Origin of the sequence: Ruegeria sp. Alg231-54 (genome assembly GCF_900143525.1) — a bacterium.
Classification (GTDB): domain Bacteria; phylum Pseudomonadota; class Alphaproteobacteria; order Rhodobacterales; family Rhodobacteraceae; genus Ruegeria.
Genome location: NZ_FREZ01000003.1, coordinates 442,827 through 465,652 on the forward strand (window position 1 = coordinate 442,827; position 22,826 = coordinate 465,652).

Sequence of the window (22,826 nt, forward strand, 5' to 3'; positions counted from 1 at the left end):
TAACGTGACAACACCCTCTGGACTAAACGCCGAACCGACAGAGTAATGTGGCATAATCAAACCAGCTGTGCGATAAGGCTGACGCCCAGCTCTCTGCATGGCCTCCATCACTCGATCACGATATGAGAAAATACGAACTTCAAAATCACCCCGTTTTTTTCTCACCAATTGGATCGGATGCCACCATTTGGTGTTGCCATTTGTGGAACTTGCCATCTAAGCACAGCAACTTTCATGATGAATTTACGCTTCAGAAAAGAATGCGACAAAGCCACTGGAATAGACCGGAAAAGTTAGTCTTGAATGGGTCGCGGCTTAATGACCTCGCGCACAGGATTGCACCTACAAAAAACGCGGTCCCGCACGTGGTGAATTTCTATTTACAATGGCGGTGTTAGGTAGCCTTCTGGTGATACGGGTGTAAGGGATTTTTTTCAGATCGCAGAGAAAGTCACCAAGTGACGAGACCGCAAAAATATCTCCTGCAATAGGTCCAAAATCTGCCCTGAAATGCGTCGTGCTTTTTACGCAAATCACTGAATATCGTGTGGGATTTAGGCCTATGTGAGTAAAATGCGCACGATCAAGGCATTGGTTGCGAATACTCGTCACAACAAGGTCAATATCGGCCTCATGCCCAACCAATCGTAGAGCAGCTGTTTTGCCCAGCGTTGCCACGCCACCGCCATACATTTCTCCAGTATAACGGCAAGTGCCATCACCCAAAGCCAGGACCTCAAACTCTGCTTTGACCGGAACGTGTCCGGCCAGGTTGGACTTTGCACCAATTGCCAACTCAATCTGTGCACCCTCTCCTGCTTCATGGGCCTGCATTGCACATTCAGGATCATGGAACAGACCCATCAAAACACTCTTTACCCCACCCTCAATAAGTGCGGCCAGCAACCCTGTGGTATCAGACGTCCCGCCCGCGCCAGCGTTGTCCTGAACATCTGCGAGAACAACGGGTTTTTCCCGTCTTTCGCGGCATGTCGAAACGGTTTCCTCCAACGACAGCATCGAACAATCAAGATCGGCTTCCCGGGACATAAACAAGTTGACGATTTCTTCGGCGGCGGCGGCGGCTTTCTGGGCTGTGGCTGAGTAGGCAAGGCAGGACGGGCCGGTGTCTGGGAAGTCCGCCGCCGTGAAACCCAGAGCGATTTCGGCCAAGATTTCCTGCCGCTCAAATCTAACTGGTAACTGGTAGATTTCGTCGAATGGCGCAGAGCCCGTATGTTGCGCATGTAAGGGGATGAGATATGGCACCGGCTGGAACACCTTGTATAGTGTTTCGCCCGCCAGCAATTGCTGCAGGACAGGAACGCATCGTGCGCCGGTTTCCGCCATATCCAAATGAGGATAGGTTCTGAAAACAGACAAATAGTCTGTATATTCGACCATCTGAGCAGAGATATTGGCGTGCAGATCCAAACTTGCGACCACTGGAGTTCCGGGACCCACAAGCTCTCGAATAAGGCGCAGAAGCTCTCCTTCACCGTCAGCAAGGCTTTCAGTGACCATTGCCCCGTGGAGATCCAGATAAACGCCGTCAATGTGGCCGGCATCTCGGATTCCATTGAACAACATCCCGCAAATCGTTTCGAATGCATGATCGGTTACATGCGCAGACGGCTCGGCAGAACACCAAAGGATTGGAACAACCTCAATCCCTGCGGCTTGAGCAGCCGCCGCAAATCCTGCGACGGGCAAGTTCATGCCCTCCGTTTCCAACAAGACCTTTTCACCGCGCAACATGCCGGGCCAGGAATCTGCCATCTCAAACTCGGGGAGACCGGCCTTTGTCACACCAAAGCAATTTGTTTCATGCTGAAACCCCGCAATCGCAATACGCTTGGTCTTCATTAGGTGTGCTCGATTTCTTTTTTGGCATGCGTTGCGGCAAAAACACTTTGACCGGCACGGATCGTTTCGAGCACCTGTGTATCCTTCAGACGGTTCGGATCGTGAAGGGGATTGCGCGAAAGGACAACGAAGTCTGCAACTTTACCTGTTTCGATTGATCCGCGCCGATCCTCCTTGAATACCTGCCAGGCGGCGTCGATGGTTTGGGCACGCAAAGCTGACAGAACGTTGATCTTTTGATCCTCGCCAAGCACACGGCCTGAAGAGGTTTTCCGATTTACCGCACAATGGGCCAGGTGGATTGGACGTGTTGGCGTGACCGACGCATCGTTGTGGATCGTATAACGCACGCCAAACCGCTCGGCTGATGCTGCCGGGGATATCCTCTCGGACCGCTCGGGGCCCAAGAAGGTGTCGTAGTGGCGATCCCCCCAAAAATAAACATGGGCGGGAAAGAAGCTAACGGTAAGGCCAAGTTGGGCCATACGCTCTAACTGATCATCCCGCAGGGCCTGGCCATGAATGATGGTGTGACGATGATCTTTACGGGGGTAGGCTCGCAGTACTTTTTCAACTGCACCAATGAACATCTCTGCGCCGGCATCGCCGTTACAGTGGCAATGAATCTGTAATCCCTTGCTATGGAGTTTGCTAACATCAGCATCCAGCTGCTCTTGCGAGGTGTAAGTCATCCCACGTGGATGTTCTGGATCAGCCGGCTTAAAGTACGGGGCAGTCAGATACGCGGTCTGCAACTGAAAGGCTCCATCCGTGAACAGTTTGCGCGGTCCTAGTGTGAAATGCGGGTTGCTGGGCCAGTTCGTGCCGATCCATTGGGTACTTAGCTCTGGCTCCAGACTTCCGACGGGTAGCAGCTCGATATCAATTCCCGGATCCTGATCTGCGGGTAGGCTGGCGAAGTGATCCAGCATGGTTTGCGACGTCCAGGCATTTTGGGCATAGGTCACCCCATGGGTCAGATATTCGTTACGGCAGGCATCAAAGCCCTGCCAGAACCTTTCGCGGTCAATCAGGAAATCGGTATCGCCCATCTCTCCCATGGCCGATAACCCTTCGATCAATCCCGTTAGGGCTCCGGTTTCAGGATCACGGCCAAAACGGCCACCCTCTGGGTCAGGTGTGTGACGGGTTACACCGCGCCTTTCCAGCGCAAGAGAATTGGCCACACCATTGTGGCCCGAGGCATGGATTACCCAGATTGGATGACGTTGCGATACGTCGTCCAACTCGGCGCGCGTCGGCATGCGACCTTCGAGAATAGAGGTATTGTCAATCGACACCCCCATGATCCATTCACCCTCAGGCGTTGTGTTGGCCTTTTCCCAAAGCCTGTCCAACGCCTGCGCCATGGTCCGGCAATCTCCTAAAGGAGGCGACGACAGGTCAACACGGAACAGCCGGATGAATCCCGGATCCGGGAAATGTCCGTGCGGGTCAATAAACGCGGGCATCAGGGTGCGCCCCCGCAGGTTGCGTTCCTGAGTATCCGCAGGCATGCAAGCGCGCAGATCGGCCTCGGTTCCAACGTCCTTGATCCTGTCTCCTTCGGTCAAAACTGCCTCCGGCGAAGAATTCTGCGCATCCATAGTCAGGATTGTGCCGTTGAAAAAAAGTGTACTTGGCATTGGGCTTCCTACTAAGATAACGGCGCCAGACAACGCAGCCCATGGCCGCCGTCCACTTCCCATTCCGGGGTCTGGGTGCAAATGTCCTTTGCAAAAGGACAGCGTTCACGGAATTCACATCCAGAGGGGCGTTTGAGCAGGCTGGGGGGTTCACCTTTTAAGGCGATCCGTTCCAACCGCGCATCCGGGTCCGGCTCTGGGTTGGCGCTTAACAGGCAACGGGTGTAGGGGTGGCGCGGATCTCTGAAAATCGTCTCGGTTGTGCCTTCTTCTACCAACCGGCCGAGATACATGATGCCCATTCTGTCGGCCACGTGGCGTACAACGCTGAGGTTATGGGTGATGATTACCATCGCCAGACCCAGCCTTTCGCGCAGATCGTTGAGCAGATTCAAAAGCTCACCCTGCACCGACACGTCGAGGCCTGCGGTCGGCTCATCCGCGAGGATCAATTTCGGCTCCAACGCCAGCGCACGGGCCACGCCTACTCGCCGCGCTTGCCCACCCGACAACTGGTAGGGATAGCGGTCTGCGAAATGCGTGGGTAGATTGACCATTTCCAGCAGTCGCATGGCTTCTGCATCCAGATCTTTGTCTTTCATACCCTGAATACGGTAAGGCTCAGTGATCAGGCTGCGGATTGTCAGACGCGGCGACAGACTTCCCACCGGATCCTGAAACATCATTGCCATGTCTTTGCGCAGCGGGCGCATGACACGTTCCGGCGCGCCGCGAATTTCCTGACCCTCAAAAGTAACCGAGCCGTCCTGCGCAGGCGCAAGACCCGAAATGGCGCGTATCACGGTCGTTTTGCCGGATCCACTTTCACCAACCAGAGCGTATGTCTCGCCGGGTTGCACGGTAAAGCTGACACCCGCCAAAACATTGACCGGGCCATAACTGGTTTTAAGGTCCACGACGTTCAGCAAGCTCATGTTGTGACCTCCTCGTGGTTCAGCCAGCATGCGGCGTGATGGCCTTCTTTCAATTGATCCAACGGTGGCACTTCGGTGGCGCACCGTGCCATCGCTTGATCACAACGATCCCGGAAGATGCAGCCACCCGGCAGGTTGGCCAGATCAGGCACTTCACCGGGAATGGTCGGCAAAACACGCGCGCGTTCTTTGATATGACCGGGATCACATTCGATCAGGCGACGTGTGTAGGGGTGTTTCGAGTTGTGGAAAATCTCACGCACCTCCCCGCTTTCGACAACCGCACCGGCATACATCACGACCACCCGGTCACAGAGCTCCGCGATCACGCCCAGATGGTGCGAGATGAACAGGATGGCACAGTGAAACTCGCGCTGCAGCTCTTGCAGACGCTCAATTATCTGCACCTCAAGCGTCGCATCTAGTGCTGTTGTTGGCTCATCCGCAATCAAAAGATCAGGTTCAGACATCAACGCCATCGCAATGGCGATCCGTTGACGCATCCCGCCCGAGAATTCATGCGGATACTGCTTTAGGCGCGCTTCGGGATCAGGGATGCCAACAGCGCCCAGCATCTTGGCCGCGTGGGCCAGCTTGTCCGCTTTTGACTGTTTGGAGCGGTGCTGAATGTCCAGCATCTGCTGCCCGATGGTCAAAACCGGATTGTGCGTTTGCATCGGGTCCTGAAAGACGATGGATATGTCCGCCCCGCGCAAGTCGCGCATGTGTCGTTCTGAGGCCTGCAGCAAATCTTGCCCCTTGAACCTGATCTCTCCTTCGCGGAACCGCGTATTGGGCGCGGTCAGGCGCAGGATGGATGAGATCAAGGTGGATTTGCCACAGCCGGATTCCCCGACGATGCCAACGATTTCGCCCTTGTTGACGTCGAATGTAATGTCCCTCAGAGCTTTGAGGTCACCACGGCCGGTTTCGTAGTCGACGCTGAGGTGGTCGATTTCCAGAAGTGTGTCGGTCATCGTTGTTTCCTCAGTTTTGGGTCAACCACGTCGCGCAGGCTTTCACCCAGGAAGGTAAACCCGAGCGTCGCCAGAATGATCGGGAGTCCACCACCGACCACCAACCAGGGGGTTTGGCGGATCAATGAGTACCCGTCCTTCAGCAATGCCCCCCAGCTGGGGGTCGGAGGTTTCACGCCCAGCCCCAGAAAGGACAGCCCCGCCTCCAGCGCGATAACCGTGGGGATATCCATAGCCGCCAGCACAGCCAGAACGCCGATGATGTTGGGCAGCATATGCACACCCAGAATGCGCGCCATGCTGGCCCCCATCGACCGCTCTGCCAGAATGAATTCAGAGTTGCGCAGCGTCAGTGTCTGGGTTCGCGCGACGCGACCGTAGGTCGGGATTGAGGTCGCCATGACGACGAAGACCACGGTTTGCAGGCTGGGTCCGATCAGCGCCACAACGGCAAGCGCAAACATCACTGTCGGAAAGGATCGGATGGTATCGAAGAACAGCATCAGAAGGTTATCAAGCCATTTCGGCCCATACCCGGCAATCATGCCCAGCGTCAGGCCAATCGCCATTGCGCCGAACACGGCAGGCAATGCCACCTTGAGCGCAACTTGCCCCCCGGCGATAACCCGCGAAAACGTATCGCGCCCCAACTGATCTGTACCTAGCAGGTGTGCGGAGGACGGTCCTTGCAAGCGGGATTTGATATCCATCGCAATCGGATCATAGGGTACAATCCAATAGGCGAAGATGGCACAGAACACGATGACACCGACGATGATCAAGCCCATTAGGCCAAGCGGGTCGCGGGCGACGCCGACGATGATCTGACCAAGTTCGGAATGAGATTTTTCCATAACGCTCCCTCCTCAATGAGCCGTGCGTGCGCGTGGGTCGAGCAACGCATTGATCAGGTCTGCCAATGCGGTCGATACCACGAACAACGCCGTTGATATGAGGACCGAGCCCATAACAATCGGGTAGTTTCTGGTGGTAATGCTATCGATAACCAACTTACCCAAACCCGGTCGGGCAAAGACGATTTCAGCAAAAACGGCGGAGCTGAGAAGAAAGCCCATCCCTACCCCAATCACCGTAACGACCGGCAGAATGGCAATGCGCAGCGCGTAGACCATGACCACGCGACGCTCGGCGATGCCAAAGGCGCGCGCCGTGCGCACATGGCTTTCGCCCATAACCTCGAGCATCGAGGCGCGTACCAGCCGGGCAATATAGCCAACCCAGCTGAGGCCGATGGCAAAGGCGGGCAGAACCAGATGGTCGAGGCGGTCCCAGAACCCCTCTCCGGCGCCGATGGCGGGAAACCACTGCAAATGCACGGCGAATACCAGCAGCGCCAAAAGTGCGACAACAAAGGCCGGGGCAGCCACGAAGCTGACGGAAATTGCTGCGGCGATCCGATCGATCAGCGTGTTGGGATGTGCCGCAGCATAGGCACCAAGTGCGATGCCCAGGCTTGCAGACCAAAGGATTGACGCAAAAATCAGTTCTAGCGTGAATGGCAATTGCTGGAACACGATGTCCGTCACGGACCGACCCGAAAATACATCGGTTCCCAGGTCTCCTTGCAGAAGATTCCCATAGAAGATCAAAAGCTGTTTCCAGATCGGTTGATCAAGCCCCAGCGCCGCTGTGAGTTGGGCCTGAAGTTCGGGCGTGGCACGCGGGCCCAGCATGATCTGGACCGGATCGCCAGGCACGGCGCGGATCATCAGGAACATGACGGTGACCGCCACGAACAGGATGAGCAGCGACAGCCCGAAGCGACGGGTTGCAAAACTTAGCATGGCCAACTGGCTCCTTGTGGCTTGATGGCGTTCAATTTGGCACGGCGAGCGTCACGCGCTCGCCGTACCCGGTCGACCAGGGGAGGTCAGGTCGCCTTGCCGAAATAGCGAAGCAACGACAGGCCATCTGGCCGCAATGCAGGAATGACCCGGGCGCTGTGAATGACCGGTGTCGCCTCGTGCGTAATGAAGCGATAGGCGCCGCTTTCTTCCATCAGATCCTGCGCGCGCTGATACATTTCCGCCCGCTTTGCGATATCCGTTTCAGCAGCCGCAGTTTCGTGAATCTCGTTGAATTCAGGGCTGTTAAAGCGTTCCCAGTTCCATTTTCCGATCTGTTCGGGCGTGAACCACGACGTCGCATAATACGGGTCTGGGGTCATCGAAAAACGGTTCAGAACGAGCTGCAGGTTTTCATTGTCGCCGGACGCCCAGAATGCACCGGATTCCAGAACGTTGACTTCAACCGTGATCCCAATTTGCGCGAGCGTCGCCTGAATGATCTGAGCAGTTGTCGTGAAGGTCGTTTTGTTCAGCGTGTCTAGGGTCAGCGTGACATTGGTTTCACCGGATTCCGCCAGCAGCTGTGCCGCCTTCTCAAAATCCGCCGCCGGTGGCACCAGCGAAGAAGCCCGATGCCCGGCGAGGCCCGGTGCGATGATGCCGGTCGCTGGTTCGGCAGCACCAAAATAGGCGGCCTCCAGAATGCTGGGTACATCCACCGCGTGCTGAATCGCTTGCCGCAGTTTTTGATTTTGCAGCTTCGGATGCTCGACGTTCATGCCCATCCAGACATAATAAAGCGAGGGTTTTTCGACCAGCGATCCACCATTGGGAACCCCGGCGCGGTAACGCTCGACCGAGCCCAGCGACACGCGGGTTACATCCAGTTCACCCGCTTCGAACGCAATCTCGGCAGTGTTTTCATCGTCAATTGGATAGATCTCGACGGTGTCCCAGGTGGGCGCATCCCCTTTCCAGTCGGGGTTACGCTTAAGAACAGTCTTTTCCTTGGGCGACCAGCTGTCGCGCAGGTAAGGACCGGATTCCGCAACCGGATCAGCGCCGATCCGGCCGCCGGCGGCTTCGACTGCGGCTTTCGAGACAATGTTGCCGGTAATGTACGGAAGGGCGATAGACCAGATCGGTGCGAACGGTTTGTTCAGCACGATCGTGCCTTCACGTTCTCCGGTGACCTCAACATGGCTGAATGGCCCCAGATCGGGTTTGTTCGGACTGTCGGTCGCGTCGTCCACGATCCGTTCCATGCTGAACTTGACGTCCTCGGCGGTCATGGCGCCAAATCCATTGGTGAACCCGATATCGTCACGCAGTGCGAACTTGATATGGGTCGGATCAACCTGCTCGATCATCGTGGCGGCATCCATCTGCCAGCCCCATTCCTCGCCTGGTTTGTACTGAATCAGCTTGTTGTAGATCGAGGCATGAACCTCTTCTTCAACGACACCGACGGAATGGGCCGGATCCATGTTCTGCGCATCTCCATAGGCACGCACCCGCAGCACGCCGTCATCTGCCGCAAACGCACGGTTCGTCCATCCCATCGGAAGCGCCGTGGCGGCCCCAAGCGCGGTTGCACCTTTCAGGAACCTCCGCCGACCTACATTGGCCTTTGTCCATTCAATCTTCATAGTATCCTCCCTTGGATTAAGTCAGAGAAGTCCGCGCGGAACGGTTTCTGACCATTCCTTCGTCAAAACTTCGATTTCATCTGCACCTTCAGTGGCGCGTAGTTTGCGGTAGAGATAGAAATTTTGCGCGTCGCAGGTCATCCGGCATTCGGTTGAGATGGCGACTTGCCAATCTTCGCGCTCGAACGAAAAACTCCAAGCGGTCTCGAAATGCGCGGTTGTCGGATCATCGGGGTGAATGCAGTAGCGCATACGAACGTCACTGCCGACAATCAGATCATGATACGGGTCGCGCGATTTTCCGTAGTCATCAAATGTCTCCAGAACCACCTGACCATTTTTGGTCACGGTGCGTTCGGATTGCGCGGATGGTGGACGCAATTGTTCACCGGCAAGAACTGGATAGTTCTGTGCCGGGCCAGGTTCAGAAGCTTGAACGTCATGCGTGACTTCCCGCACCGGCAAATGCAGGGTGCAATCCTGCAAGTGCATTGTCACCTCGGCCGAGTGCGGTGCTGGCCAGACGATCGGCCAGTATGACGTCGACAGCGCCAGTCGCAACACGTGACCCTCGCGCAAATAATGCGCGCATTCGTTCAGAACAATTTCGGCTTCATAGATTTCACCCGGTTGCAGGGTTTCAGGCGTTTCGTGGCTGCGGTAGTGGCACAGGTTCAGTGGACGATAGCTGATGCGCTGCGATAAACCTTCGGGCGAGACATCGCATAACCGCGCGACAAATTGGGCAACAGGTCGATCTACCGAAAACCGAAACTTCAGCTTTGCTCGGCCCAGCAGCTCCAGCGGGGCTTGGAGCGGCGCGCTGTCAAAACAAACCGAAAGGGCATCATCCCTTGCCTGATCCCCTGCAAGTTCATTGTCGATCCGCATGCCCGCACAGAAATATCCGCCCTCCCCACCGACATGACTGGGTGATGTGACAGCGACCGTGCCTGTAGCCGGTTCCCGAGAAAACCCGCCTTGCGCCAAATGCCAAGCCTGTTCAGACACATGCGGCGACGGCCACGTGGTTTCCGCAGTCCAACGACCTTGCCGAGCAGAGTTGTGCGCCGTCGGATTGAAGTGTTCCTGCATGTAAGTCCTGTACGCAGGCAAGTCCTCGGCCCCATTTTCCTGTCCTTTCAGCCAGCGGTCAAACCAGCCGATCACTTCGGAGTGAAAGTCTGCAGGATCGAGTTTCGAGATATGAGGATAGCGGTGTTCCCAAGGCCCAATGACGGCTTTGGTAGGCACGGTTAGGTTGGCTGCCAATGCCGTGGGCGCATTGACATAAGCATCTGCCCATCCGGTGATAGCCAAAACAGGCGTTTGGATCGCAGACCAATCCTCGCAAACCGATCCATGTTTCCAAAACGCGTCACGTGTCTGATGGCGCAGCCAATCCGCAGCAGAAAATGGGACGCTTTGCAGTCGGGTTAGCCAATCCTCACGCCAATCTGCACGAAGGTCCGGATCAGCGGGTCGGGTCAGGTAGGCAAACATTTGGCTGCCCCAATTCATGTTGTCACTCAGCAGGCACCCGCCCATAAAATGGATGTCATCCGCATAGCGATCCACGGTCGAGGCGACGCTGACGACGGCCTTTAATGCTGGTGGTTGTCGAAAGGCTAGCTGCAAGCCGTTAAATCCGCCCCACGATATCCCAATCATCCCGACATGGCCGTCACACCAATCCTGCGCGGCGATCCAGGCTATGATTTCCTCACCATCATGCAGTTCCTGCTCAGAGTACTCATCGTCGAATTGCCCTTCGCTGTCCCCGGTTCCAGCTATGTCAACGCGGATGCAGGCATAGCCTGCCTCGGCGAATACCGTGTGTGTCGTTTCATCTCTTGGCGCGGTGCCGTCACGTTTGCGGTACGGCAAATATTCCAGAATTGCGGGGGCAGGACCGGTTTCGGGCAACCAGATGCGCGCAGCCAGCCGTCGCCCATCGGCGAGCGTGATCCATGTGTTCTCGATGGCTTCAATTGGCATCTGGGCGCTTGTCTGTTGCGAGTTCATGCTGAAGAAGAAACCGATTTGCAGATAAAACAAATTGTGCGATCTTACGCGAACTGACGCATTTTGCAGTTATATAGCGTCAGAACGCGAAAGGTTTTGCCTGTGTCAGAGAATTTTTCTGCCAACCTGCGGTCGCTGTGCGCAGAGCATGGGAACATTTCACAGATTTGCCGCGATATCGGCGTCAACAGACAGCAATTCAATCGCTACCTGAATGGCTCCAGTCTGCCCTCTGCCCACAACATGCGTCGCATCGCGCGTCATTTCGGCCTGACAGAAGCAGAGTTGTTTGCTGAAACCGATGCTTTTGAACGAATGCTGAAAGGCACCCTGCCCCAATCCGGGACAGCGCCCACGGACGCATTTCTGGATCCATTTCGGAGCCAACAGAAAAACCTGAGGCGATATGTAGGCTTCTATCATTCCTATTTCTGCACGCCTTCTTGGGAAGGAAAGATTTTCTGCTCATTGATCCGGATTCAGGAAGTTGATGGGTTGTTCACGATCCGATCCAGGGAAATTGCCATATCCCCAGACAAGAGCACGCACCAGATTTCGCGCTATGCGGGTTTGGTGACAATGCGTGGGAACAGGATATTCGTGACCGAGCACGAGCTTGCGCGCGAAGGTAGCGTTGCCACCACCATATTGTATTCGGCACACCGTCAGCAGCTGAAGTACCTGCGGGGCATGACAATGGGTGTCGCATGGCGACCATACCCGCATCCTTATGCTGCCAAGACAATCTGGAAACGCTTGCATGAGCGTGTGACAGCCCGCGAGGCTATTGCCGCTTGCGGGATCTACCCGGCCCAGAGCAACAGGATCGATCCAACTGTCAGGAAACACCTTCGGGATTCTTGAAGGCATTGCCAAGTTATTTGCACGCGCAGACTGCGGCCTGATCTGTGTTCGTCAGGCGGTCATTTCGAGAGAGTGACCGTCCCATGGGTCGAAAGCTTCGGTCCTGGCGCGACGAAATGAGACGGCGGAGAGTTGATGGCGGCGAGGGCGAAAGATCAGGTTGATCTAGCCATTCGCGGATAATAAACTCTGAACTTGCCTCGGGGATTTGAAACGGCCCATCAGCTTCTTGCGCTTTCGCGTGGGTCTGTATGATCCTTCGATCCGATTGTTTTACCCTTTATGTGCTCGGTGATCCGCACCCGGCGCGAGATCTCGGATCGGCTTGAAATAGCTTCGCAACTTATCCGTGATCAGGACATGGGGTTCGCCATTTTGCGAAAGCAATCGCCTCACAAAAATACGGGGCCGCCTTGGCGTTCCGCTGTTGATGAACGAGAATATCAAGGGCATATCCGCTCGCGTCCACCGCCCGCCAGAGCCAGCACTTTCGGCCGTTGATCGGGATGACCACTTCGTCCAAATGCCATTTGTTGGCCGCCTTTGGCTGGTCTCGCCTGATACAATTGATGAAGTGACGACCAAAGCGGTTAATGCCGTTCGCCACACAGGCGCCAACCCACCGGTACACTGTCGATCAATTTACCAAGATTGCCACGCTCCGCCAGAAAATCAACCACATCTTGATAGGATAGCTGTTAGCGCAAGTACCAACGCAGGGCACAAAGAATGACCTCACGCGGGAAGCGGTGGCGCTTGAAAGGGGATCTACGCGACATGCCCAACCTCAACGGCAAGAAGCTGGCCAAACGATCCGATTTACGCAGCAGTCCCATATATACAGCTGCACTCAATCGGCCAATTCCAAGTGGAGAAGATAGCGGGCCTCCTCAACCTATCTCCGGCCGGCTATGTCTCAATTGCAACTCCGCAAATAACATCCTGTATTGCCGCCAAAATACTTTGAGCCCGATCGTCTGATAATCGATAGTAAATTGATTTGCCGTCCCGCCGCGGACTAACCAATCCCTTCAGCCGAAGGCGCGACAACTGCTGGGAAACCCAGGATTGTAGGAAAGTAAGGGCCGTCTGGAGTTCAGTAACAGTCTTCTCTCCTGAGGTCAGATGATAGAGAATTTGTGCGGATATTGGAACCGAATACACGCTGTTTGATGCAGGTTTATCCAGGTTCGCCAATATGGCCAAAGTTAACTTCGCGGGTCGCACTGCTGTCGTGCAACAAGCAAAGCAACAGGCCGATTGGGCCTTCATAGGGTTGGAAATCAACGATCCGGGACCAGAGCCGCTGCCCTCGGACCCTATCATCCTAGAGGATCGGGTCATTGGCTATCTCACTTCCATCTCGATGGGGTATCGAACGGGGAAACTCCTGGCACTTGGATACGTGGAAAACGGCACGCTGGAGATGGGCGGCACCTGTTTCGTTCAGGCGTTCGCAGAGATGCGCGCTGCCACGCGCCACTCGCATCATGTCTACGATCCGGGCAACGACAGATTGCGATCCTAGCCAAAACCACCATTGATCGATGACCATTGGGCAAGGGCTTCGGCCACATCCAGAATGGGTCCTGTATGCTTATCTTCTGAGCGCATTAGCGCACTCTAGGGCACCTTTATGCCGTCTTTGCCGACCCGCGCGCCGATGATGCGTCCCGCATTGATTGCAGGGCGCACTGCCCAACCTGCCAGGACACTGCTGCCCTGACCGGCAGCGACCAACTCAACGATGGCTTCGGGCATCTCCACCATCGCCGTCCACCGCGGATACCTGCCTGATGGGCGAAAGAGGCGGGCAATCTCGCGATCAGGTTCTGGCGTCAGAGTGTAGGTGATAAAGTCCTCACCTTCGATGTCGTGCCCATCAATATAGGCCTTACCGGCAAGCGTATGATTGGGCGGAAAGATGAACATCAGCTCATCCCGGAACAGTGAAATCCGATGCGTGCCGATCGGGGTCGCACCCCTGACATCACCACAATATCGGCGTGCGGGTTAGCGATGCTGCAGTGCGGCCCGTCGGAGGAGACATTCGCTGCAAGCGCAAAACCGGAAGGCCAAACGAGGTCTGGACCGCAGACAAAGTGAGCTTTCGCTGCGGCTGCGCGAATGTCTGCGTTCAATCAGTGGACAAAAGAGAGCTTTGAAAACTCGCGTCTCCAGGATGCCACTTCAGAGGCCACTTTCACGCCATCCAGCCCACGCTTAATCAGACTGGCCAGTCGCTCCGCATCTGCCGTCGTCATGCCCCAGCGGACAAGTTCGGGCGTCCCGATTCGCAATCCGTTCATGTCGCCATCAACCGTCGCCGCTGGAAGGCCAATCCCGCATGCAAGAAAGCCATTTTGGCGCAAACCCTTCGAGGTCGATTGCCCGCCTCCATAGCGTTCGGCCAGAACTGCAAATTGGTGAGAATTGGTGAACCCGTGGCCATCCGCAAAGACAGGCACACCCTGCGCGTCCAGCGCTGTAGCCAAGGCCTGCGACAGTGCAATCATTTCTTTGGCATAGGCTGCGCCAAAATCTTTCCAATCGAGCATGGTCACAGCCAATGCAGCGGTTTTTGCTGCGTCGAAATTGGCAGTCATACCGGGAAAAGCAATCGCATCTAGGGCCCGCGCGATCTCGGCGTCATTTGACACAATCAATCCTCCTGCCGGACCGCCAAGGCTCTTATAGGTGCTCATAGTCATAAAATGTGCACCTTCAGCCAATGGGTTTGACCAAGCGCGTCCGGCTATGATCCCACATTGATGAGCGGCGTCGAACATAACGTGGGCACCAACTTCATCGGCAATCGCCCTAACTTCGGCTACCGGATGTTCGAAAAGATTCAGGCTGCCGCCAATCGTGATTAATTTGGGCCTCTCAACCAGAGCCAATACTCGAAGCCGTTCCAAATCAACGGTATATCCATCCGCATTGACCGGAGCCTCAATCGTCCGCAGTCCGTAAAGCCCTGCACAGCCCGCTACATGATGCGTGACATGGCCACCAATCGATGCGGGTGGCGCAATGATCGTGTCCCCTGGCTTGCAGGTCGCCATGAACCCATAGAGGTTGGCAATCGCGCCAGACGGAACGCGAATTTCAGCATATTTGGCGTCGAAGACGTCAGCGCACAGCTGCGCCGCGATCACCTCGATCTCCTCAATTGCTTCCAGCCCCATTTCGTATTTGTCGCCCGGATAGCCCAAAGACGGGCGTGACCCGATGCCGGAAGACAAAAGCGCCTCAGCCTTGGGGTTCATCACGTTTGTTGCTGGGTTAAGATTGAAGCACTCTTCTTCATGGATCACACGGTTCTGTTCAGCAAGCTGCTCAAGCCGAGTCAATAAAACATCAGACCTGGCCGAAATCGTCTTCCGAGCGATGTCTTGAACCAGTACTTCGCTTATGCTGGGTACCCAGTCTCGTTCTGCAAGTATCATTGGCCGCCCTCCTCCTCAGGATGTTGTGACGGCGGAACCGTGACAGCGCAAATCAGATTTGCTATTTCTTGGCGTAGAAAAACTGGGGCTAGAGAAATGAGTGTTGCGCCCAAACGCCCCAAAGGGCCTCCGTTGAATGCCATGCGCGCCTTTGAGGCCGCGGCGCGACACGTCAGCTTTGTCGCCGCGGCAGACGAGTTGAACGTCACGCCCGGCGCCATTTCGCAGCATATCAAAACACTTGAAAGCTGGGCGGGCGCCCCGCTATTTCGCCGCAACGCTCAGGGCGTCGCGTTGACCAAGGCAGGCGCTTCTTTGGAAACAAGCTTCACCTCCGCCTTCGACGGGCTGGCTGATGCCACGCGCGCGTTACGCAATCTCAAGCCCAATGCAGACTTTCACATCGCAGCCCTGCCGTCCGTCGCTCAGCTATGGTTGCCGAAGAAGTTGAGCAAGGTCAGAGCCCGGTTTCCTGAGATCAACTTTTCGGTCACAGCGATGGAGCACCCGCCAAGCCTGTCGCGGGAACTGTTCGATCTGGCTATTTTCATCGGAGTTCCCGAGCAAGCAGACACTCAAATCCCCATCTGTGCTGATGAAATCGTTCCGGTTTGCTCTCCAGCTCTTTTGGGTCGAGTGGACACTCTCGACTCCATGACCCTGCTCCACGACCAGACATGGGCCGATGACTGGAGCATTTGGTCCAAGGCGACTGGCGTACCTCTGAGTGAGCCCCAAAGCGGTCCTCATTATTCGCTCTATAGTTTGGCGGTTGAGGAGGCGAAGGCGGGCGCCGGAGCTTTGATGGGACACTTGTGTTTGGTCGAGGATGCACTGGTTAATAATGCACTCAAACCGGCAAGCGATCACTCTTGCAACACCGGCCGCTTTCTTTTTTGTCAGGTTCCAGAGCCCTCCAAGCAGAGGGCCGAAACCCATCAAGTCGTTTCGTTGCTTTCATAAACCGCCAGAAAGCCGTCATTCGCTCGTCGTGCAGCATCGTCTCTTTAGGCTCGCAGCCGACATCCGATCATTTCACTCAGACAATTACGGGTATCTGGGCGGCCGAGGTCGACAATGCGCGGAGAGCAGACTAATGCTCCCGCAGCACTCAGTTCTCATAACAATGGCGGCTCAAGGCTCTTATCGCAGGTCCGTAATCGCTCTGTGAGTACAAAGATCTAGCGATCTGTCTTGCCGCGTATCGCAATTCTGGAGCAATGAGCATCAAACGGATGCCTATCCTTCAAAAGACTTCATCTGTTTTTTCGCTTTGTCCCAAGAAGCCCCTAGCCTTCTGCTCAACTCGTTGACTGAAGGACAGTCTTGAAGCGCTTTTTGAACTTCGGTGCGATCGAATTGAATAGGAGGCCTTCCAGTGCGAATTGGAACTTCGCGATGCTTCAGCCCGTCCGAAAGCGTGGTTGACTTCAAACCATGACGCTTTGCTACCTGCGCCAAGGACATGCGCGATTTATAGTATTTGATGACGCGTTCCCATGGATCCAAACCCAGCTGATCAAGCAGCCTCCAAAGAGACTTGCGAGAACTATAGTACCGTGCACGTAAATCTTTGAGCATTTCTATGGCATGAAAGTCTTCAACGAGATGCTTCGACGAGAACTGGAAAGACAGCCCTGATTTGGCTTTCAACCAGACCGTCGCGCAGAGATCACCATTTTTTCCAAACGAATATGACAGCGTGTAACTGCCGTCGGGTCTATTTTTCTGAAAGTTTTGTGGTCATTCTTAACCATCCACGTATCGCGGGCAAGCTACATGCGACTTTCTCTTCAATTCGCCAATTCTATGTTTCTACTTCCAAGAAGGTACTTTTGCAATTTGGGGCAGCGTTTAAAAGATTTGACTGCCGCGCGCACGATCAAATCTATTTGGGATAGTTGAAAAATCGACTCCATTCGCGAGGTCAAGTCATGAGACACAATTATATCCCCATCGACCGAGCAAGGCATGCGCGGATCAAGTGTGAACTAGAAATCAGAGGGTTGAAGCTCACGGACCTAGCGCAACGGATCGGTGTCGGAGCCAGCGCCGTCAGCTCTGTGTCGCTTGGAAAAGCCGTTCGGAGAAAATCGAAAAGTACTTGGCTTCTGTGTTAAATCAGCCAGTTGAGGAGCTGTTTCCTGAGCGCTACGCCCAATCAGAGGAGGCTGAGGGGCAAAGCCCGGGAAGGCCGTGATCCCTGGTTCAGGAAAGGTTGTGGCAATGCGATGGGACCCATTTTTGAGCCAGAAAGGACCGAGATCCTGTGCTTCAGACAGGCTAGTATTCTTGTGCTAATAGTTCACTGTCGCAATCACAAACGTCAGTTTTGCGGGCAAATCTGGGATGCTAAAGCCGCCAAGAGTCTGTTCCCAATGTCGCGATCCATGCAGGTTTTGTCATCGCCGTCATCTTCCGCAATTTTTTGCGATTTCTGTCTGACGTCAGGAAAACACAGCCGCAAAGCAGAAGTGAATACATATTGAACCATGATTGTCCTGTGGGGCTGAGCTAATGCGTTTGATAAAGGGTGTCAAAATATCCACCATCGAAAGTGGACATCATAGGGCACTCTGTGAGCAGGCGGAAGAAACGGTACCGAGCAGACGAGAGGAAACGCGAGACTTGTCTTCAACCACCTTGAAATACTGGCCGATCACGATACGCGCAATCAAGCTGGGTTCAACCAGTACGTCTACAAGTCATTGAACCGAAGCTAACCGACATTCATCGTCTCAATGAGGCCGCGGTGCGGCTTCCCCTATCCGGACATTTGTCGCTCGTGGAGCACTAACGCAAATCTATTGGCGGTAACGGCCACAAAACTGCCGTTCTCTGCATACGCGAATAGTCTACTGCAAGCGCAAAACCATCCACCGGGAGGGCGGAGAGCGGAAGTTCGCTGCAGCCGCACGGGGACTCAGATTGCAGGCGAAAACCAGACCTTAAATTCGCAATACGATGATTGCTCTACATTGGCGAGAAAGGTCGCTTCAGCAAAAGGCCATCTAAACAATGCGGCATCAAAATACACTCCCGATCCTCTCACTTGGTGCTGTAAACTGGCTTGGTGCTTCAAAAGCTAACGGTGCAAGAAAATGGTACTCGTGGAATTTCCTTGCAGAACTAACAGTACGGTGTTGAGATTGTTTCTGTCATTGGGAGGCTGGTCGGATATTGATTTGGCCAACGCAATTAGATCCACTAGCGACTTTGAGCGACCGCCTCCAACGACGAATTGACGAGTATCGCGCTGGGAATTTCGGCACGACACATAGGGGAGGAAAGAAATTGAAAAATCTGACGACAACGCTGGCGGGATCGCTGATAGCATTTGCGGCTTCGGTAAGTGCGGCCCAAGCTGAGAAGCTGACGTTTTACTGCTCGGCACAGGAAGATTGGTGTCAACTCATGGCGCGCAGTTTCGAGGATGCCACCGGCATAGACGTCAATATGACCCGCAAGTCGTCGGGCGAGACGTTTGCACAAATTCGCGCGGAAAGTTCTAACCCTAAAGGCGATGTATGGTGGGGCGGTACCGGTGATCCCCATTTGCAAGCTGCCGAAGAAGGCCTGACGACGGAATACGTGTCGCCGATGCGTGACCAGCTTCACGACTGGGCGATCTCGCAGGCTGAAAGTGCAGGTAACAAAACCATCGGAATTTATTCAGGCGCACTCGGCTACGGCTACAACTCCGACCTCTTGGCCGCGAACAGCCTGCCTGAGCCCGCATGTTGGAAAGACTTGCTGAAGCCCGAGTATAAAGGGCACGTGCAAATGGCGAACCCGAATTCCTCGGGCACCGCTTATACGACGCTTGCCTCGATGGTTCAGATATTTGGCGAAGACGACGGCTTTGAGTTCATGAAGGGCCTACATTCGAACATCAACCAATACACCAAGTCGGGTTCAGCCCCAATCAAGGCCGCCGGTCGGGGTGAGAACACCATCGGTATCGTCTTCATGCATGATGCGGTCAAGCAGGCCGTATCAGGTTTTCCGGTCAAGGTCGTGGCCCCATGCGAAGGCACAGGCTATGAGATCGGCTCGATGTCGATCATTGACGGCGCTCGAAATGAAGAAGAAGCCAAAAAGTTTTATGACTGGGCGCTCAGCCCCGAGGCCCAGAACCTTGCGCTTGAGGTAAACGCCTTCCAGGTTCCGTCCAACAAAAATGCGGAAACCTCTGAAAGCGCACCTGACATGAGCCAGATTAAGCTGATCGACTATGACTTCAAAAAGTATGGCTCGTCAGATGAACGCAAGCGTCTTTTGCAGAAATGGGACGAAGAGGTCTCTGTGCTGCCTCAGTAAGTGATTGAAATCACGTCAAAAACGAACCACCCGGTTCTAATCTTCTGGATTGCTGCCGGGTGGATTGGTTTCTGCCTGCTGCCATGGTTCATGGTAGAGGATGGCATTTGGTCATTCCTATGGCTGGTCGATGGATATCCGTTCGATGAAGATTATGCGCCCGCCGCTTTTCTGGTCGGACAAGGCGAAAAGCTGTGGCTTGCGCCGCTTTTGGTCCCGCTTGCGTTGCCTTTGTTGGTACTCGGCAAACCGAAGTCCAATCCGCAATACGCGCGCATCCTGATTTTGGCTGGTGCCTTGGGTTTTGGCTGGCTGATTGCGCAAGGGTTCTCAATTGGTATTCGCGGGTTCAATTTCGTCTGGATGAAGGCGCTGTTCGGAGAACCGAAGATCCGCCAGTTCGGCATGGGATACGGCGCGATGATCTGCGCCACAGCGTTCCTGTTCCTTTTAACTCAGGGTATTGCGGCGCGCGGCGCCATCAATGGCGACGTTTTTGTCGTCAGCGCTATTGGTGGCGTAATCACCATTGTTACAGTTTTCGTCTTCTTTCCAATTGCGAAGATGTTGTTTGCCGCCTTCGTTACTGAAGACGGTGCCTATTCAGTTTCGGTTTTTGCCTCGAAGTTCTTTGATGACCGACTTTGGGGCTTGGGTTGTTTTGCCGGTGCCAAATGCGGTGCCGCGTGGAACTCTCTGTTTCTTGCAATTCTTGTGGGTTTCATCACGACCGTGCTTGGCCTTTGTTTTGCGCTTGTCGTCACACGGTCGGGATTCCGCTTTAAACGCGGGATGCGCGCGTTGACAGTCTTGCCGATTATTACGCCGCCTTTCGTGATTGGTCTGGCACTGATCCTGTTGTTTGGGCTTTCCGGGTCGGTCACCAGATTTGTTGCCGAGATCTTTGGCGTGCAGCCGACGCGCTGGCTATATGGCATGCCCGGGGTGCTGATCGCTCAGACGCTGGCATTTACGCCAATCGCCTTTCTGGTCTTGATCGGGGTGGTAGAAGGGGTGTCACCATCGATGGAGGAGGCCGCCCAAACCCTTCGAGCCAATCGTTGGCAAACCTTCAAAACCGTGTCCCTGCCTCTGATGCGACCGGGCCTGGCTAATGCTTTTTTGCTGGGGTTCATCGAATCTATGGCCGATTTTGGCAACCCACTTGTCTTGGGCGGAAACTTCGATGTGCTTTCGACTGAGATATTTTTTGCCATCGTCGGTGCGCAGTACGATCAGGGCCGGGCTGCTGTTCTAGCCATGGTGCTCTTGTTCTTCACACTTTCTGCCTTCTATGCGCAGCGCGCGTGGTTGGGGAAAAAGAGCTATACCACCGTTTCCGGCAAAGGCGACGCGGGTGTACATCCCTTGATGCCAAGGGGTCTTGCCATACCGGTTCTGGGCATTGCAGTTGCCTGGGCGGTTTTCACTGCTGTGGTTTACGGGATGATCATCTACGGCAGTATTGTCGAACTGTGGGGCGTCGATAACTCGCTGACGTTCAAGCACTACGTCACTGCCTTTTCGGTCCGCTTCGAGGAAGAGGGTATTCGCTGGACCGGAGCCGCCTGGGACAGTTTCTGGACCACAATCACCATCGCCGGCATTGCCGCGCCTCTGACGGCCGCCGTGGGGTTGGTCACCGCCTATCTGCTAACGCGGCAAAGTTTTGCGGGAAAGAATGCGTTTGAGTTTGGCACGATGCTCTCTTTCGCTATTCCCGGCACCGTTATTGGCGTCAGCTATATTCTGGCATTCAATGTGCCCCCAATCGAGATCACCGGCACAGGCGTTATCTTGGTCGTCAGCTTTATCTTCCGCAATATGCCGGTTGGGGTTCGCGCGGGTATCGCGTCGATGTCGCAGTTGGACAAATCCCTCGACGAGTCCTCGCTAACGCTTGGTGCGAACTCGTGGCAGACATTCAGGCGAGTGATCCTCCCGCTTTTGCGGCCGGCAATCCTGGCTGCGCTGGTCTACAGCTTTGTCCGGGCAATGACGGCGATTTCGGCGGTGATATTCCTTGTTTCCGCCGAGTATGACATGGCCACCAGCTATATTATCGGTCGGGTCGAGAACAACGATTACGGTCTTGCAATCGCATACTCCACAACGCTGATCATCGTGATGTTGGCGGCAGTCGGGATGTTACAAATCCTCGTAGGCCGTGTTCAGATTGGGCGACGTACACAACTCGGAGCAGAGAAAACGACATGACCGAAACGACTATAGCAAGTAAGGCCGCGCCTGTTCGTTTCGACAGTGTTTCGAAAGTGTTCGGCAAGGATGTGGTGGCCGTCGACGGCATCGATCTGCACGTCCAGGCGGGCAAACTGGTGACGCTTTTAGGCCCCTCAGGCTGCGGTAAAACGACGACATTGCGCATGATCGCAGGTCTGGAAATGGCGACCTCGGGCCGAATTCTGATAGGCGACCGAGACGTGACCAAATTACCCGCTACCGACCGTGACGTGTCGATGGTATTCCAATCCTACGCGCTTTTTCCTCATATGAGCGTGCTAGAAAACGTCATGTATGGGTTGACCTTTTCCGGCTTCAACAAACACGAGTCCCGATCGCGCGCGCTACATGGGTTAGACTTGGTTGGCCTGAAGGGCTTCGACAATCGTTTGCCAAGCGAACTTTCCGGCGGGCAGCAACAGCGCGTTGCAGTCGCTCGTGCATTGGTTTTGGAACCGCAGGTTTTGCTCTTTGACGAACCTCTCTCAAACCTCGATGCGAAACTGCGTCGCCAAGTGCGCGAAGATATCCGTGCCATTCAGCAAGATCTTGGTTTGACCGTCGTCTATGTGACACACGATCAGGAAGAAGCCCTTGCCGTTTCAGACGAGATTGTCGTCATGCGCAACGCTGCCATCGCTCAGATCGGCACACCGCGTAAACTCTATGATGCGCCGGTTGACCGGTTCGTGGCGGACTTCATTGGCGAGGCAAACCTGATCAATTGTACAATCCTTTCTGTTGAAGGCGATTTAGCCACGATCGAGATCGAGAACTATCAACACACGCTCCCCTCTCGCGATCTGACGCCTGGTCCCGCAACGCTGGCCGTGCGCCCGTCACGGGTTTTGATTGGATCTGATACCGGCATCCCGGCCAAAGTCGCCAAGGCGACTTATGTTGGTGTGAGGATGGAGTACACTCTGGCCGGTGCCTTCGGACAGGTGTTTGCTGTGCAGGACGACGTGGACGAACCGTTGGAAATCGGCTCGGAAGTCAAAATGTCTTTTGCCGAACGTGGACCCGTTCTGTTGCCGGAAGGGTGA

18 protein-coding genes and 2 pseudogenes are annotated in these 22,826 nt (G+C 55.0%); 7 read left to right on the forward strand and 13 right to left on the reverse strand.

The window, feature by feature from the left end:
- Positions 1–342: 342 nt before the first annotated feature.
- From DHN12_RS08860 to DHN12_RS08895, 8 genes are all read right to left on the reverse strand, one after another.
- Positions 343–1,866 carry a M81 family metallopeptidase gene (locus DHN12_RS08860; protein WP_108859855.1) on the reverse strand — a complete coding sequence of 508 codons (1,524 nt, stop codon included), beginning with the start codon at positions 1,864–1,866 and terminating at the stop codon, positions 343–345.
- Positions 1,866–3,512 (reverse strand): amidohydrolase, encoded by a 1,647-nt coding sequence (locus DHN12_RS08865; protein WP_108859856.1) that lies wholly within the window; start codon positions 3,510–3,512, stop codon positions 1,866–1,868. Before DHN12_RS08865 ends, DHN12_RS08860 begins: the two co-directional genes overlap by 1 nt.
- An 11-nt stretch (positions 3,513–3,523) precedes the next feature.
- On the reverse strand, positions 3,524–4,447 hold the full coding sequence (locus DHN12_RS08870) for an ABC transporter ATP-binding protein (protein ID WP_108859857.1): 924 nt from the start codon (positions 4,445–4,447) through the stop codon (positions 3,524–3,526).
- Entirely contained in the window at positions 4,444–5,424 is a 981-nt protein-coding gene (locus DHN12_RS08875; RefSeq protein WP_108859858.1) for an ABC transporter ATP-binding protein, read from the reverse strand. Before DHN12_RS08875 ends, DHN12_RS08870 begins: the two co-directional genes overlap by 4 nt.
- Positions 5,421–6,278, reverse strand: a complete 858-nt coding sequence (locus DHN12_RS08880) for an ABC transporter permease (protein WP_108859859.1) — start codon at positions 6,276–6,278, stop codon at positions 5,421–5,423. The genes DHN12_RS08875 and DHN12_RS08880 overlap by 4 nt, the downstream gene beginning before the upstream one ends.
- A 12-nt stretch (positions 6,279–6,290) precedes the next feature.
- Positions 6,291–7,229: an ABC transporter permease gene (locus DHN12_RS08885; RefSeq protein ID WP_108859860.1), complete on the reverse strand. Its 939-nt coding sequence runs from the start codon at positions 7,227–7,229 to the stop codon at positions 6,291–6,293.
- 86 nt (positions 7,230–7,315) lie between these two features.
- A complete protein-coding gene (locus tag DHN12_RS08890; RefSeq protein WP_108859861.1) occupies positions 7,316–8,881 on the reverse strand; it encodes an ABC transporter substrate-binding protein in 1,566 nt (521 codons plus the stop codon).
- Between the two features lie 21 nt (positions 8,882–8,902).
- The gene (locus tag DHN12_RS08895) at positions 8,903–10,906 is read right to left on the reverse strand and encodes a CocE/NonD family hydrolase (RefSeq protein WP_234416589.1); all 2,004 of its coding nucleotides are present in this window, start codon (positions 10,904–10,906) and stop codon (positions 8,903–8,905) included.
- A gap of 102 nt (positions 10,907–11,008) precedes the next feature.
- Here DHN12_RS08895 and DHN12_RS08900 point away from each other — a divergent pair, with 102 nt between their 5' ends.
- Positions 11,009–11,770: a helix-turn-helix transcriptional regulator gene (locus DHN12_RS08900; protein ID WP_108859862.1), complete on the forward strand. Its 762-nt coding sequence runs from the start codon at positions 11,009–11,011 to the stop codon at positions 11,768–11,770.
- Positions 11,771–11,821: 51 nt separating this feature from the next.
- Here DHN12_RS08900 and DHN12_RS08905 read toward each other — a convergent pair.
- A pseudogene (locus DHN12_RS08905) lies at positions 11,822–12,549 on the reverse strand (IS6 family transposase).
- A gap of 130 nt (positions 12,550–12,679) precedes the next feature.
- The gene (locus DHN12_RS08910; protein WP_108859934.1) at positions 12,680–13,042 is read right to left on the reverse strand and encodes a helix-turn-helix transcriptional regulator; all 363 of its coding nucleotides are present in this window, start codon (positions 13,040–13,042) and stop codon (positions 12,680–12,682) included.
- On the opposite strand from DHN12_RS08910, the gene DHN12_RS08915 reads away from it, so the two are divergent.
- The gene (locus DHN12_RS08915) at positions 12,969–13,298 is read left to right on the forward strand and encodes a glycine cleavage T C-terminal barrel domain-containing protein (RefSeq protein ID WP_108859863.1); all 330 of its coding nucleotides are present in this window, start codon (positions 12,969–12,971) and stop codon (positions 13,296–13,298) included. The genes DHN12_RS08910 and DHN12_RS08915 overlap by 74 nt on opposite strands.
- Positions 13,299–13,393: 95 nt before the next feature.
- Here DHN12_RS08915 and DHN12_RS08920 read toward each other — a convergent pair whose 3' ends face one another.
- Together DHN12_RS08920 and glyA are read right to left on the reverse strand one after the other, a co-directional pair.
- The gene (locus tag DHN12_RS08920) at positions 13,394–13,741 is read right to left on the reverse strand and encodes a substrate-binding domain-containing protein (RefSeq protein ID WP_306418400.1); all 348 of its coding nucleotides are present in this window, start codon (positions 13,739–13,741) and stop codon (positions 13,394–13,396) included.
- Between the two features lie 170 nt (positions 13,742–13,911).
- Entirely contained in the window at positions 13,912–15,219 is a 1,308-nt protein-coding gene (gene glyA / locus DHN12_RS08925; RefSeq protein ID WP_108859865.1) for a serine hydroxymethyltransferase, read from the reverse strand.
- 141 nt (positions 15,220–15,360) lie between these two features.
- Between glyA and DHN12_RS08930 the strand changes: the two genes are divergently transcribed.
- On the forward strand, positions 15,361–16,182 hold the full coding sequence (locus tag DHN12_RS08930) for a LysR family transcriptional regulator (RefSeq protein WP_234416591.1): 822 nt from the start codon (positions 15,361–15,363) through the stop codon (positions 16,180–16,182).
- Positions 16,183–16,458: 276 nt separating this feature from the next.
- Here DHN12_RS08930 and DHN12_RS08935 read toward each other — a convergent pair whose 3' ends face one another.
- On the reverse strand, positions 16,459–16,872 hold the full coding sequence (locus DHN12_RS08935; RefSeq protein ID WP_108859867.1) for a hypothetical protein: 414 nt from the start codon (positions 16,870–16,872) through the stop codon (positions 16,459–16,461).
- A gap of 412 nt (positions 16,873–17,284) precedes the next feature.
- Here DHN12_RS08935 and DHN12_RS25205 point away from each other — a divergent pair.
- From DHN12_RS25205 to DHN12_RS08955, 4 genes and pseudogenes are all read left to right on the forward strand, one after another.
- Positions 17,285–17,419 (forward strand): annotated as a pseudogene (locus DHN12_RS25205) (helix-turn-helix domain-containing protein); the annotation flags it as partial.
- 1,094 nt (positions 17,420–18,513) lie between these two features.
- The gene (locus DHN12_RS08945; protein ID WP_108859869.1) at positions 18,514–19,539 is read left to right on the forward strand and encodes an ABC transporter substrate-binding protein; all 1,026 of its coding nucleotides are present in this window, start codon (positions 18,514–18,516) and stop codon (positions 19,537–19,539) included.
- Entirely contained in the window at positions 19,540–21,756 is a 2,217-nt protein-coding gene (locus tag DHN12_RS08950) for an iron ABC transporter permease (RefSeq protein WP_108859870.1), read from the forward strand.
- Positions 21,753–22,826, forward strand: coding sequence for an ABC transporter ATP-binding protein (locus tag DHN12_RS08955; RefSeq protein WP_108859871.1), 1,074 nt, complete (start codon positions 21,753–21,755; stop codon positions 22,824–22,826). The genes DHN12_RS08950 and DHN12_RS08955 overlap by 4 nt, the downstream gene beginning before the upstream one ends.